This window comes from Allobosea sp. 05T439 (assembly GCF_056396005.1).
In genome coordinates this window covers 64,359-77,209 of the sequence record NZ_JBFTKP010000019.1, presented here as the reverse complement: position 1 = coordinate 77,209, position 12,851 = coordinate 64,359, and the positions used below count along the sequence as shown (strand labels likewise).

At 65.0% G+C, this 12,851-nt stretch carries 13 protein-coding genes; 6 read left to right on the top strand and 7 right to left on the bottom strand.

The annotated features are described in order from the left end of the window. Positions 1-80 precede the first annotated feature (80 nt). Complete coding sequence (locus AC1DIO_RS21430) at positions 81-398, bottom strand: DUF2853 family protein (protein ID WP_069878671.1); 318 nt, start codon at positions 396-398, stop codon at positions 81-83. Positions 399-637: 239 nt separating this feature from the next. Here AC1DIO_RS21430 and AC1DIO_RS21425 point away from each other — a divergent pair, with 239 nt between their 5' ends. Then, entirely contained in the window at positions 638-1,585 is a 948-nt protein-coding gene (locus AC1DIO_RS21425; protein ID WP_441507443.1) for a 2-hydroxyacid dehydrogenase, read from the top strand. A gap of 63 nt (positions 1,586-1,648) precedes the next feature. On the opposite strand, the gene AC1DIO_RS21420 is transcribed toward AC1DIO_RS21425, so the two are convergent. The 6 genes from AC1DIO_RS21420 to AC1DIO_RS21395 all read right to left on the bottom strand — a co-directional run bounded on the left by AC1DIO_RS21420 (position 1,649) and on the right by AC1DIO_RS21395 (position 7,509). Next, positions 1,649-2,134 (bottom strand): L,D-transpeptidase, encoded by a 486-nt coding sequence (locus tag AC1DIO_RS21420; protein WP_441492768.1) that lies wholly within the window; start codon positions 2,132-2,134, stop codon positions 1,649-1,651. 173 nt (positions 2,135-2,307) lie between these two features. Further along, a complete protein-coding gene (locus AC1DIO_RS21415) occupies positions 2,308-3,486 on the bottom strand; it encodes an aminotransferase class V-fold PLP-dependent enzyme (RefSeq protein ID WP_441507442.1) in 1,179 nt (392 codons plus the stop codon). After that, positions 3,486-4,562, bottom strand: coding sequence for a tryptophan 2,3-dioxygenase family protein (locus AC1DIO_RS21410; RefSeq protein WP_476854041.1), 1,077 nt, complete (start codon positions 4,560-4,562; stop codon positions 3,486-3,488). The genes AC1DIO_RS21415 and AC1DIO_RS21410 overlap by 1 nt, the downstream gene beginning before the upstream one ends. A gap of 58 nt (positions 4,563-4,620) precedes the next feature. Continuing rightward, positions 4,621-5,454, bottom strand: a complete 834-nt coding sequence (locus AC1DIO_RS21405) for a heme ABC transporter ATP-binding protein (RefSeq protein WP_441492707.1) — start codon at positions 5,452-5,454, stop codon at positions 4,621-4,623. Next, positions 5,447-6,526, bottom strand: coding sequence for a FecCD family ABC transporter permease (locus tag AC1DIO_RS21400; RefSeq protein ID WP_441492769.1), 1,080 nt, complete (start codon positions 6,524-6,526; stop codon positions 5,447-5,449). The genes AC1DIO_RS21405 and AC1DIO_RS21400 overlap by 8 nt, the downstream gene beginning before the upstream one ends. Before the next feature lie 26 nt (positions 6,527-6,552). Next, positions 6,553-7,509, bottom strand: coding sequence for a heme/hemin ABC transporter substrate-binding protein (locus AC1DIO_RS21395; RefSeq protein WP_441507441.1), 957 nt, complete (start codon positions 7,507-7,509; stop codon positions 6,553-6,555). A gap of 301 nt (positions 7,510-7,810) precedes the next feature. Here AC1DIO_RS21395 and AC1DIO_RS21390 point away from each other — a divergent pair, with 301 nt between their 5' ends. From AC1DIO_RS21390 to AC1DIO_RS21370, 5 genes are all read left to right on the top strand, one after another. Continuing rightward, positions 7,811-9,883, top strand: coding sequence for a TonB-dependent hemoglobin/transferrin/lactoferrin family receptor (locus AC1DIO_RS21390; protein ID WP_476767822.1), 2,073 nt, complete (start codon positions 7,811-7,813; stop codon positions 9,881-9,883). A 79-nt stretch (positions 9,884-9,962) separates the two neighbouring features. Continuing rightward, on the top strand, positions 9,963-10,310 hold the full coding sequence (hmuQ, locus tag AC1DIO_RS21385; protein ID WP_441492710.1) for a heme-degrading protein HmuQ: 348 nt from the start codon (positions 9,963-9,965) through the stop codon (positions 10,308-10,310). Positions 10,311-10,321: 11 nt separating this feature from the next. Beyond that, positions 10,322-10,864 carry a heme utilization cystosolic carrier protein HutX gene (hutX, locus tag AC1DIO_RS21380; protein WP_441507439.1) on the top strand — a complete coding sequence of 181 codons (543 nt, stop codon included), beginning with the start codon at positions 10,322-10,324 and terminating at the stop codon, positions 10,862-10,864. Between the two features lie 251 nt (positions 10,865-11,115). Continuing rightward, the gene (locus AC1DIO_RS21375) at positions 11,116-11,799 is read left to right on the top strand and encodes a DUF1684 domain-containing protein (protein WP_441507438.1); all 684 of its coding nucleotides are present in this window, start codon (positions 11,116-11,118) and stop codon (positions 11,797-11,799) included. Positions 11,800-11,929: 130 nt separating this feature from the next. Beyond that, entirely contained in the window at positions 11,930-12,829 is a 900-nt protein-coding gene (locus AC1DIO_RS21370; protein WP_441507437.1) for a glycine betaine ABC transporter substrate-binding protein, read from the top strand. Positions 12,830-12,851 lie beyond the last annotated feature (22 nt).

Genomic DNA, 12,851 nt, shown 5'->3' with positions numbered 1-12,851 from the left:
GGAGCCGACCATCTCGTCCTGGAATAGATTTGTGATCCAGGATGCCCGGGGCCAGCCCGGGCATGCGCGCAGGGCGCGTCTTACTTCTTCACGAAGAGATCCAGCTTCCCGTAGTGCTCGGCCAGCAGGTAGTAGAAGGTCAGGCGCGACTTGGTCTTGTCGTCCTTCATATGCTCGCAGGTTGCCTTGATGGATGCATCGAGATCGGCGCTCTTGAGACCGAGTTTCTTCTTCAGGAAGTTCTCGCGGACGCGCTCCAGTTCGGCCGGATCCGTGCAGGCGACGAAGCGGGTGTCGGGCTTGCCCATGACGAGCGCGTAAGATTTGGACATACCGGCAAAGGCAGCTTCGTTGACGGCCTTCCTGGCGTATTTCTTGACGTCGGCGAGATGATCCATCGATAGCCCCTGTTGGGCTCGGTGCTTCAGGCCCGAGCGCGATTGAAGTCGTGCAAGCAAACGTTAACGCGCTTCTTTGTCGCAGGCGAGAGGTTACGCTAGGCGATGTTGGCCTTTTTCGGCGAGGCGTTCAGAGCGGTTGCATTGCGTCGGCGAGATGGCGGTCCCCGCTCCGAAACGGGTTGAGCAAGCTGCCGTTCGATGTTGCGATGCAACACCGCCATGGAGCTTGATTCCTGATGAAGCCGACCATCCTCATGGCGCCGCGCCTGCCTGATCGGCTCGTCGCGCGTCTGAACGAAAGCTACACATTGCTTGGCCCGATGGCGCGCTCAGCTCCGGATGCGTTGCCGGCAGGGGCCGAGGAGGTTCAGGCTCTCCTGACCATCGGCAGCCACAAGACGGATGCGGCGTTGATCGATGCCCTGCCGAAGCTGCGGTTGATCGCGTGCTACGGCACGGGTTTCGAGGGGGTCGACCGGGTGCGCGCCAAGGAGCGCGGCATCCTGCTGAGCAATGCCGCCGACAGCAACGCGACAAGCGTCGCGGAATTTGCCATGGGCCTGCTCCTGGCCAGCGCGCGGCAGATCAATAGCGGAGACCGGTTCCTGCGCGCCGGACGATGGCAAGGCAATGCGGTCGCGCGGATGGCGCATGTGCCTGGACTGGCTGGTCGCAAGCTGGGCATTTACGGACTTGGCGCCATTGGTGCCCGCATTGCCAGTCGCGCTGCGGCCTTCGACATGACGATCGGCTACCATAATCGGTCGCCGCGCGCAGACCTGCCCTATCTCTATCACGACAGCCTGCTCGGGCTGGCTCACTGGGCGGACCTGCTGGTCGTTTCGGTGCGTGCCAGTGCCGAGAACCGCTACGCGATCAACGCGGAGGTACTGAAGGCGCTCGGTCCGCAAGCGCATCTCGTCAATATCTCGCGCGGCATCGCCGTGGATGAGTCTGCGCTATGCGACGCGCTCGAGGCGGGCGTGATCGCGGGTGCGGCGCTCGATGTCTACGAGAACGAGCCGCATGTCTCCGAGCGGTTGCGGGCCTGCGAGAATGCGGTGCTGACGCCCCATATCGGCGCCAACGCGGAATCGGCGCAGCATGCCCAGCAGGATTTGCTCATCGGCAACCTCGCGGCCTTCTTTTCCGGAAGGCCATTATTGTCGCCGGTTGCCCTCTGAAGCCTCAGTCCGAAAAGTGGATTGCGGCTTTCGCGGACAGCCGATGCAATCACTAGAGATGATCTAAGGCAGGACCACCACGGGCGTGCCCATGCGGACGCGGGCATAGAGATCGATCACGTCGGGGTTGTGCATCCGGAAGCAGCCAAAGGAGGCCGCTGTTCCGATCGTGCCCGGCGCGTTGGTGCCGTGGATGGCGTATTCACCACCCGGCCCGAGGCCGATGACACGGGCCCCCATCGGGTTGCGGGGCGAGCCGCCGGCGATGACGTTGGGCAGGTTCGGCTGGGCGCGCTTGACCTCGGCCGGAGGACTCCAGGCTGGCTCGACTGCGAGTTCCTCGACATATTTGACGCCGCGCCATTGCTTGCCGGCTTTGCCGACGGCGATCTGGTAGCGGATCGCCTCACCAGGCGCCGTGACGAAATAGAGGCTGCGCTGGCCGGTGCGGATCACGATCGTGCCTGGGTAGTAGCGCTGGTCCTGGAACTGGACGAGTTCGCGAGCGAGCGCGGGGCGGCCGGCGAAGGCAAGGGCCAGCAGGGACATCGCGCCTGCAAGCAGCAGGTCGATGGGGGCGAGGCGTCTGGTCACGGTTCATCTCCCGCTTCGGGTTCTGCGGGAGATGTGGCGCTGCGACCGTGAACCGGCGGTTGAGCGATATGGTGAAGCCTGGATTCACGATGAATCCGGCGTAAAATCGATCATTCCGATGATTTCGATCAGGCGTTCAGGGCCTTCATCCGATCGAGAGCCTCGGCCACATCTCCGTCCGACAGCGCCAGTCCAAAGCCGAACCGCAACACGTCGCCGCGATGATCCGTGGCGATGCCGTGCTTCGCCAGTGTCGCCTCCAGCGCTCCGGCTCCCGCGGTGCGGAAGGCGAGGAAATTGCCATGTGCCGCAGGATTGCCAACGGGCGTGATCAGTTGGGCCGGGGATAGCCCGGGAATTGTCAGCGTATCGAGGCCGGAGAGGAACTGCCGCATCAGGGAGATGGCGTGCTCGTGGACGTGATGCGCAGCGAGACTGTTGGCCTGCAGCCATGCCAGCACGGCTCGCATGCGATAGAGCCCGCTGGGATCGAAGGTGGCGCCGAGGAAGCGACCGCCGTCGGCGGAGTAGCCGACACTGCTGCCGGGGGGAGCCGCGAGCGCGCCGAAGGCTGCAAACCAGCCGGTGTCGCGCGGGCGCGGGCCATAACCTGGCGGGCAGTGCATGAAGCAGCAGCCCTCGCCGGCCATCGCGTATTTATAGCCTCCGGCGATGTAGAAGACGCGGTCCGCAATCGCCGAAAGGTCGGTCGGCAGGGCGAGGTAGCCGTGATAGCCATCGATCGCGACCAGGGTTTCCTCGGACGGTACTGCGCCGGCAAGCGCTGCGAGATCGCCTGAGGTCGCTCCCGAATTGAACAGGACCTGGCTGACATAGATCAGGTCGTGGCCACCGGCGATGATCGCCGTCCGGAGGCGCTCGTGAAATGTTGCGAAGGGCTCTGCGGCGATCTCGTCGAGCTGGATCAGTCGCTCTTCGGCCAGTCGGGCGAGCTGCCGCCGAGCCGTGTGGAATTCGGCGCTCGTCGTCAGTATGCGAGGGGTGCGGTCGGCTGGCAGGCAGGAGAGGAGGCGACGCAGGAATTCGTGGGTGTTCGGCGCAAAGGCGATGCTCGACGGATCGGGAAGCCGGAGCTCGCGGGCGATGCCGGCCTGAACCGCCGGAATCAGCTCGCCGAAGACGAGGCTCCATTTATGGCCTGCGAGGCGGGCGGCGTCGGTCCAGGCCTGTTCCTGCGCCGCGAAACTGACATCGGGCCAGTCGTGATGGCTATGCGCCGCGAGGTTGATCCGCTCCGGTGCCGCGTTGCGGAAACGGCTGAAATGAGCTGTCCAGTCGCCGTGCATCAGGCCGCCCCGTAGCTGAAGCCCATGCGCCGGCGTACCCCCTCGGGCAGGGCCGGCAGGTCCCGGGCGGCGAGCAGATAACTGGAGAGATGGAAGAGGTCGATGAAGATGCGGTGCTTCTCGGCCGTGGCGCGCAAATAACCCGAGCCCGAGGAGCCGCCGGTGCCGGGCCGGACGCCGATCATGCGCTCGACCATGAGCGCATGGCGCAGGCGCCAGAGCGTCAGGCTTTCGTCGATGTCCATCAGGTTTTGCAGGAGCCGGAAGGGCAGCTGCAGCACGGGCATGTCGCGATAGAGCGCGATGAATAGGGCTGCTTCGATCGCGCGCGCCGACATGTGCCAGGTTGTGCCGGCGGCGTCCGGCTCGAACAGGGCCTGGAAGCGGGCGAGCGCCGTTTCGATCGCGGCGGCATCGGCCTGGCGCTGCGCTTCCGGCAGGGACGGATCGGTGCCGACGCTGCGCGCATCGCGCTGTAGCGCCGCGGTCACGGCGGCACGATAGCTTTCACGGAAACTGTAGTCGCCAAGTGCGACGAAGGGCGTGCGCGCGAGCCAGGCGTCAAGCTGAGATAGCAGGGACGGTCTATGCTCGGCGTCGAGTTTGGCACGATCCTCGGGCGCGAGGCGTTCGCGCATGCTCTGATCGTCGATCCGGAGACGGAGCGTATCGGCGAGACCGAGACGGCTCTCGATCAGCCGGAACTGCACGGACTGGAAACCCGAGGCCGGGGTCAACAGGTCGCGGAATTCGAGGAAGCCGGCGGGCGTCATCGTCTCCAGGACGTMGAGCTGGCCCACCAGAAGCTTCAGGATCTCATGAATGCGGCCGAGGCCCGCGACGATGCGGCCAAGATTCTCGTCGGCGACCGGGCTCGCCGAGAAGTCGAGCTGGATGCGGTCGAGCTCATGCAGGATTTGCTTGAACCAGAGCTCATAGGCCTGATGGACGATGATGAAGAGCATCTCGTCATGGGCCGGCGTGCCGGCCTTCACGCTCTCCAGGGTCTGGCAGGCCAGCAGATCGTCGACCTGAAGATAACGTCCGTAGGACAATCTGCGCGGTGAAGCGGACATGATCGCGGACCCCGGTTCGGAGCAATTATTTCAAGCTTAAAATAACCGCTCCGGGGGATCAAGCGGCTGCGTTGGGGCGGTGCTGCTGGGGCAGGAGGAAGGGCAGGCCGGCGGCGGGCGCGCGGCTGAAGCTGAGGTCGACCTTGAAGACATTGCGCAGCAAGGCGTCATCCAGCGTTGCTGCCGGCGCCCCCTGGGCGACGATGCGGCCGCGGTCCATCACGACGAGGTGGTCGGCATAGGTCACGGCGAGATTGATATCGTGGAGCACGATCAGCACGGCCACGCCGCGGGCCGCAATCGCGCGTGCCATATCGAGCAGGGCGAGCTGATGGCAGAGGTCGAGGCTGGCGATCGGCTCGTCGAGGAAGAGGGTCTGCCGCGCAGCGACGCTGCGACCGGCCTCGAGTTGGCAGAGCACGCGGGCGAACTGCACGCGCTGCTGCTCGCCACCGGACAAGGTCTGATAACGCCGCGCGGCGAGCTCGGCGACGCCGGCCGAGGCCAGGCATTCGCCGACGAGGGCTTCGCGGCGCTGACGCGACAAGGCGCGCCCGACACCGTCCACGCCGAGGCGTGCGACCTCATAGACGCTGAAGGGAAAGGCGAGCCGCGTGTGCTGCGCCATCACGGCCCGCTGGCAGGCCAGGCGCCAGGACGGGATCGCGGAGAGGCGCTCGCCGTCGAGCAGGACCTCGCCATTGGCAGGCTTCAGTTCGCCGGTGACCAGCTTGAGCAGGGTCGATTTGCCGGCGCCGTTGGGGCCGATCAGGATCGTGGTCTTGCCCGGTTTGAGATCGAGCGAAGCCTCGCTGACCAGCGCGCGCCCGCTGGCCATGAAGCTCAGGGACCGGCCTGAGAGGATCGGCTCGTTGTTGATCGGCTCAGACATCGAGACCATCCGCGCGACGCAGCAGGAGCCACAGGAAGAAGGGCGCGCCGAGTGCTGCAGTGACGATGCCGATCGGCAATTCGGCCGGGGCGACGATCAGGCGCGCGACGATATCTGCGGCGACGAGAAGCGTTGCTCCGCCGAGCGCCGAGAGCGGCAGCAACAGCCGGTGATCGGGGCCGATGGCGAGGCGGATCAGATGCGGCACGACGATGCCGACGAAGCCGATCACGCCGGCCGAGGCGACGCTGGCGCCGACGGCCAGGGCCACGAGCAGGATCGCCAGCGCCTTGATGCGCTGGATCGGGATGCCGAGATGGTAGGCTTCGGCCTCTCCGAGCATCAAAGCGTTCAGCCCGCGGGCCAGGAGGGGCACCGCCAGCAGCAGCGGCAGGACGATGGGCGCGATGACCACGAGCTTGGTCCAACTCGCGCCGCCAAGGCTGCCGAGCGACCAGAAGGTCAGGTCGCGCAGCTGTCGGTCGTCGGAAATGAAGGCGAGGACGCCGGTCAGCGCGCCGGCAAGCGCGCCGAGCGCGACACCGGCGAGCAGCATGGTCGCGACCGAGGTCCGACCCTGGCGGGTCGCAATGAGATAGAGGGTCAGGGTCGAAATCAGGCCGCCGCAGAAAGCGCCGAACGGGAGGGCTGCAAAAGGCAGCTTCATCGTCAGGCCGGCGAGAAGGCGGTCACCGAGCACGATGGTCGCAGCCGCTGCCAGGCCGGAGCCGGCGGAGACGCCGACGAGGCCGGGATCCGCGAGCGGATTGCGGAAGAGCCCTTGCATCAGGGCTCCGGAAATCGCGAGTGCGGCGCCAACGAGGGCGCCGAGCAGCACGCGCGGGAGGCGGATATTGAGGACGACGAGCGCGTCGCGCCCTTCCAGCAGGGCGGTCTCGCCTGTCAGCCTGGCCCAGAGGATCTCGGCGACCCGGCCAGGCGGAATCGAGAACGCACCTTGCCCGACGGCCACGATCATCAACAGGCCGCAGAGCAGAACAAGGCCGACGATGACCAGAACGGCCTGCCGCCGTTGTCCGGCTGCGAAGCTGGCGAGCGCGGCCGTGGCCATCGTGTCGGCTGGACGGACGGCCAGCGTCATGGTGCAGCGGCGGTCTTGAGCGGCGGGATCGCGGCCTCGGGGTAGAGCGCTGCCATCAGGTCGCGGGCTGCCGCCGGTGTGCGCGGCCCGAAGCCGAGCAGGTAGAGGCCATCCATCCTGACCAGCGCCATCTTCGCCGCGGCCGGGGTCTGCGAGAAGGTCGGCATAGCGAATACTTCCTCCGGCGATGCATTATGGCTGCTGCTGTTGCGCATCATCAGGATCACGTCGGGGGCGGCCGCGATGATGGCCTCGTCGTTCAGGGGTTTGAAGCCCTCGACCGCAGTCGCGGCGTTGACGCCGCCGGCCATCTGGATGATCGCATCGGCCGAACTGTTGCGGCCGCCGACCAGCACGCGGCCGTTCTGGAGCGACAGGACGAAGAGCACGCGCTTCTTGGCCGGCAGGCTGGAGCGCAGCGTCTGAAGTTCGTCGAAACGCAGCTTCGTCTGCTGCGCGAGGCGCGCCGCGGGTTCGGCCGCACCTGCGACGGCGCCAATCGCCTGGATCTTGGTGACGACGCCATCAGGCGAGTTGTCTTCCGGAATGCTGGCGAGGCGCAGCCCGGCCTCGTTAAGCAGCGATACCGCTCCGGGAGGTCCGGCGCCCTCGAGTGCAATAACCAGCGAAGGCTTGAGGGAGAGCACACCTTCGGCCGAAAGTGCACGGACATAGCCGACGCTGGCCTTGTCGCGCAGGGCCTCGGGGGGGAACTGGCTGGTGGTGTCGACACCGATGATCCGGTCCTGCAGGCCGAGTGCATAGAGCACCTCGGTGATCACGCCGCCGACAGCGACGATGCGATCCGGAGTTTGTGCCTGGGCCGGGCTGGGGAGCGTGGACGGGGCAAAGAGGCCGGCGGCGGCCAGAAACGTCAGTCCGATCGCGGCGCTCAGTTCGCGTCGATGGGGCCGTGCGCCGAGCGGCCTTGAAGGCGCCAGGGGGCTTGGCATGATGGTCTCTCCGCTTCACGGGTTGCGCGTCAATGGAAGATGGGATCGGAATCGATCTCGTCTAGCCAAGAGTGCGCGACATCTCGTCGTCTAAAGGTGATCTAAAGCAGTTGTCAGTTTTTAATTATTCTAAGGAAGGGTAAATCTTAAGCGTTGTTGACGGTGATATTCAGCTTTACTACAAAGGGTCAAGAGCGGCGCGCCGGGACGGTGCGACCGCCCGCGCCAGCCAGCCACACGCAGCCCGCGTCCAGCCAGCCAGTCGCTGCAAAATCTTCAGGTCAGGTTCGGGGCTGGACGTATGAATTCTCACGCCGCGCTGTTGCGCGCTTCCGTTTCCGTGGCTGCCATCGCGCTATGGTCGCTCGGCGCTCATGCTCAATCCCAGCCGGCGCCAGCCTCCGCTGCTACGCCGATTGCGCTGGACGAGATCACCGTGACGGCGAGCAAGCAGGAAGAGCGCGCGATCGACGCGCTGGCCTCGGTCTCTGTGATGACGCGCAACGAGATCCGTTCGCAGCAGCCGCAAAGGCTCGGGACCCTCCTCAACCAGATGCCCAGCGTCTCGACACAGGAAAACCCGAACGACCCCGCGACCGCGATCAATATTCGTGGCCTGCAGGATTTCGGCCGCGTCGCGGTGACGGTCGACGGCGCGCGCCAGAATTTCCAGCGATCGGGCCATAATGCCAATGGCGCCTTCTTCCTCGATCCCTCTTTCGTACGCGTCATCGACGTGACGCGCGGCCCGGTTGCCAACATCTACGGTTCAGGCGCGATCGGAGGCGTCGTGTCCTTCGAGACGGTCGATCCCAAGGACATCCTCAGGCCCGGCGAGCGCGCAGCGGCCGAGATCGGCGGTACCGGTGTGTTCGCTCGCCAGACCGGCGTCTTCGGCAATGCCATCGGCGCCTTCCGGCCAAATGACGTCGTCGCGGGCCTGGTCGGGCTTTCGTTCCGCTCACTCAATCCCTATCGCGACGGCAATGGCACCAAGATCGCCGATACCGGGCAGGACCTGGTTTCAGGTCTCGGCAAGATCGTGATCACGCCCGGCGAAGGCCAGGAGCTCAAGCTCGGTGGCCAGTACCAGCGTTACGATTTCTCCAACGGTGTCGGCACCCCCACGGCCCCGCGTCGCGACAACGAGGTTACGACGCAGAACTACACGGCGCGCTACAGCTTCTCGCGGCCCGACATCCCGTGGCTGAACCTGAACATCGGTGCGTATTCGACCTCGACGGACACAGACCAGACCCAGATCTCGGGTACGGGCGCGGCCCTGGGCGCGAAGCGCTATTTCAAGGTCCAGACCACGGGGTTCGACATCTACAACACCTCGAAATTCGATCTGGGCGCGGCAGCGCTGAATCTGACTTACGGCGCGGACTGGTTCGAAGATCGCGTCAGGACCAGCGATCCGGTCAGCAATGGCGACGAGACAACGCCGTCCGGCAAGCGCAGCGTCTATGGCGGCTTCGTGCAGAGCCACGTCAAGTATTCGATCTTCGACCTGATCGGCGCGCTGCGCTACGACGCCTATGAGCTCAGCGGCGGTCGCACCTCGTCGGATGGCAACCGCATCTCGCCCAAGCTGACGCTCGGCGTCACCCCGCTGCAGGGGCTGCAGGTCTATGGCACCTATGCCGAGGGCTATCGGGCGCCGTCGGTGACCGAGACGCTGGTAGACGGGCCGCATCCGGCTCCTGCCAGCTTCATCTTCCGGCCGAACCCGAACCTGAAGCCGGAAGTGGGCAAGACGCTCGAGGCCGGCGTCAATCTGAAATATGACGACATCCTGAGCGAGGGCGACCGCTTCCGCGGCAAGCTCGCCGTCTACAGGAACGACGTGAAGAACTATATCGACGGTATCTTCGTCGATCCCGGTGCTCCCTGCGGCGCGCCGATCCCGGGCGCCTGCAACGATGCCTTCTTCTCGTACCAGAACGTTGCCAAGGCGCGCATCACCGGCTTCGAGGCCGAACTCGGCTACGACGCGAAGCGCTGGTTCATGACCCTTGCCGGCTCGACCATCCGCGGCGACAACAGGACGCTGAACCAGCCTCTGGAGTCGATCTATCCTGACAAGCTGGTCCTCAACGGCGGTTTGCGCTTCTTTGAGGAGAAGCTGACGGTGGGCGCCCGGCTGACGCTGGTCGACGATCAAAAGCGCCTGCCGCCTGGATCGCAGGTGCTCGCGAGCAAGGCCTATGCGCTGGTCGATCTCTACGCCGACTACAAGATCACGCCGGATGCCCGCGCCTATCTCTCGCTCGAGAATGTCGGCGACGTTCGCTATCGCCGCTACCGCGACGGTGACAACAGCCCGGGCTTCGTCGGCAAGATCGGCTTCTCGACGCGCTTCGGCACATGAGGACTGCAATGCCGCCAGGCACTGCCCGCTTCCCGTTCAACCAAGCCAGCCAACAGCCAGCCAACTGAGGAAAACACCCATGTTCATCGCCATGAATCGCTTCAAGGTCGTCAAGGGAGAGGAGGCCGCTTTTGAGACTGTCTGGTCCTCGCGCAAGACCCGCCTCGACGAGATGAGCGGCTTCATCGCCTTCCATTTGCTCAAGGGGCCGGAGAAGGAGGACCATACCCTCTATTCCTCGCACACGACCTGGGCCTCGAAGGAGGATTTCACGGCCTGGACGAAGTCCGACCAGTTCCGTGAATCACACCGCAATGCCGGCCAGCCCAGGGCTACGCCGATGTATCTCGGGCATCCCGAATTCGAAGGTTTCGAGACGGTGCTCAGCGAGGCCAATCCGCATTTGCCCCGCCAGGCGGCAGAGTGAGGGAGGACGGCATGTCGATCTCGCAGGCGAGTGCAGCGGCGGTCCAGGACCCGTCACAGACAGACCCGATGGAGCGCGTCAGGCAGGCGCTGGCAGCCAAGCCGGATGGCGTGATCGAGGCCATCGCCCGCGAGGTCGGCGTGCCGACGCTCGCGGTGCTCGAGGCAGCGCCGGCCGACCAGCGCCATTTCATCGCTGCCGAGCGCTTCGAGGCGCTGTGGCAGGCGCTCTCKACCTGGGGCGAGGTGCTCTTCATCGTCCACACCGCCGATATCGTGCTGGAATGTGAAGGCTCGCTGCCCGTCGGCTCCTTCGGCCATGGCTACTACAACATTCATGGCGACAGCCCGATCGGCGGACATATCAAGGCAGGCAACTGCACGGCGATCTACCTGGTCGATCGACAGTTCCATGGCCGCCGCTCCTGCTCGGTCCAGTTCTTCAATGCTGCCGGCGAAGCGATGTTCAAGGTCTTCGTGCGGCGCGACGAGAAGCGTGCGCTGATTGCCGAGCAGGTTGCGCTCTTCGAAGGCCTGAAGACGCAATTTTCCTGACAGCTCGGGCTTCCGATCCGCCAGTTCAACGCCGTCGTCGCGATCTCGTGACGGCGGCGTTCTTCATTGGCCTTGGCTTTGTGCCTCGACGCGACGATTTTTGCTGGCACCGCCGGGAACGCTGACACGGCCTGACAGCAGGATCGGCACAATGGGCGATGTGGGAACGCCTGCGTCGCCGACGCGTTGACCGGCGGCGGCGGTTCTCGTGCCTAAGCGATCCCGTTCAGTCGAACCGAAGGCTGCACTCCATGAAAAACCAGATCATTGCCGGAGCGGAATCCACCAGATCAGGGGCTCGCCTGTCTGCGAGCGCGGTACTCGAGAACATGGCCTCGCTCCAGGATTGGCGTCGGCAGGTGGCCGATCTCTACGCAGCGGTCCGGGCGATGCCGACGGAAGCGGGCTGGACGCAGTGGCGAAGCGTACGCGACCGGTTGTTTCGCGAGCATCGGCAGTCGCCGCTTGCGGCCGCTCGGCGGCAGCGCTTCAGGGGCATCCGCTATTTCTCCTACGATCCGGCGCTGCGCTTCGAGGTCGGGCTCCGGCCCGCGATCGGGCGTGAAACCATTCGGGTCGAAGCCGGAAAGGACGGCGCCATGGTGCTCCGGCCCTACGCGCTGACCGACGGATTGGAGGGCGCGCTCGCTCGGGAGCTGACGCTTTACTGGATCGAGGGCTATGGCGGCGGGACCTTCCTGCCCTTCGGCGATGCGAGCAATGGCGAGGAGACCTTTGCCGGCGGCCGCTACCTGCTCGACACGATCAAGAGCGCTGATCTCGGCGCGACTTCGCAGGGGCGTACGATCCTCGACTTCAATTTCGCCTATTACCCGTCCTGCGCCTATTCCGAGGCCTGGGTCTGCCCTTTGTCGCCCATCGAGAATCGCCTGCCCGCCGCCATCCGCGCGGGCGAACGAAATCCCCTCAGTTGAGCGCTTGCCCGGGGCGTTCGTTCTCCGAGACTGGAATCGCGAAGGCGCTTTTCTCCTTCACGAGCCCGAAACTTGCATCGCTGTTCGATCCCTCGTTAGCTAACCCCTTGAGCCATCACAGGAGGCAGCCATGAAACTTGTCAGCATGCGCTTCGCGAAGACGGTCTGTACTGTTGCCGCCATGATCCTGGTCGGGCTGTCGGCGGCAGCGGCCCAGACGATCAAGATCGGTTCCAAGAATTTCACCGAGCAGTTCATCGTTGCCGAGCTCTATGCCGCGGCCCTCGAGGGCGCTGGTTTCAAGGTCGAGCGCAAGATCAATCTCGGTGGCACGCTGGTGGCGCATGAGGCCCTGAAGAGCGGCGCGATCGATCTCTATCCGGAATATACCGGGACCGGCCTCAACGCCGTGATGAAGGCCCAGGGCGTGACCGAAACCGACCCGGAGAAGGTGCGCGGCATGGTCAAGGCCTTCTACGAGAAGGAGTTCAACCTGACCTGGCTGAAGCCTTCCGGCATCAATAACGGCTATGCCATCGTGGTGCGGCCGGAGACGGCGAAGGAATACAACCTCAAGACCCTGACAGATCTCGGCAAGGTCTCGTCCAAGCTCCGGCTCGGTGCCGGTACCGAATTCGTCGACCGCCGTGATGGCATCGCGGGTCTCAAGGAGGTTTATGGCGCCGAGTTTGCCGAGTTCAAGCAGTTCGCTGCGCTCCGGCTGCGCTACGAGGCGCTGAACCAAAAGCAGGTCGACATCGCCAACGGCTTCTCCACCGACTGGCAGATCGCGGCGGAGAAGTTCGTAGCCCTGGACGACGACAAGTCGCTGTTCCCGCCCTATTTCCTCGCCCCGGTCGTGCGTCCGGAGATTGCCGGCAATGCCAAGGTCGTCGAGATCCTCGAGAAGGTCGGGGCGGCGCTCGACAATGCGACGATGCAGGAGCTGAACCGACAGGTCGAGGTCGACAAGAAGGAGCCGCGCGTCGTCGCCGCCGCCTTCCTGAAAGCCAAGGGTCTTGTCCGCTAAGGCGGGCGGTCTGCGGATGGAG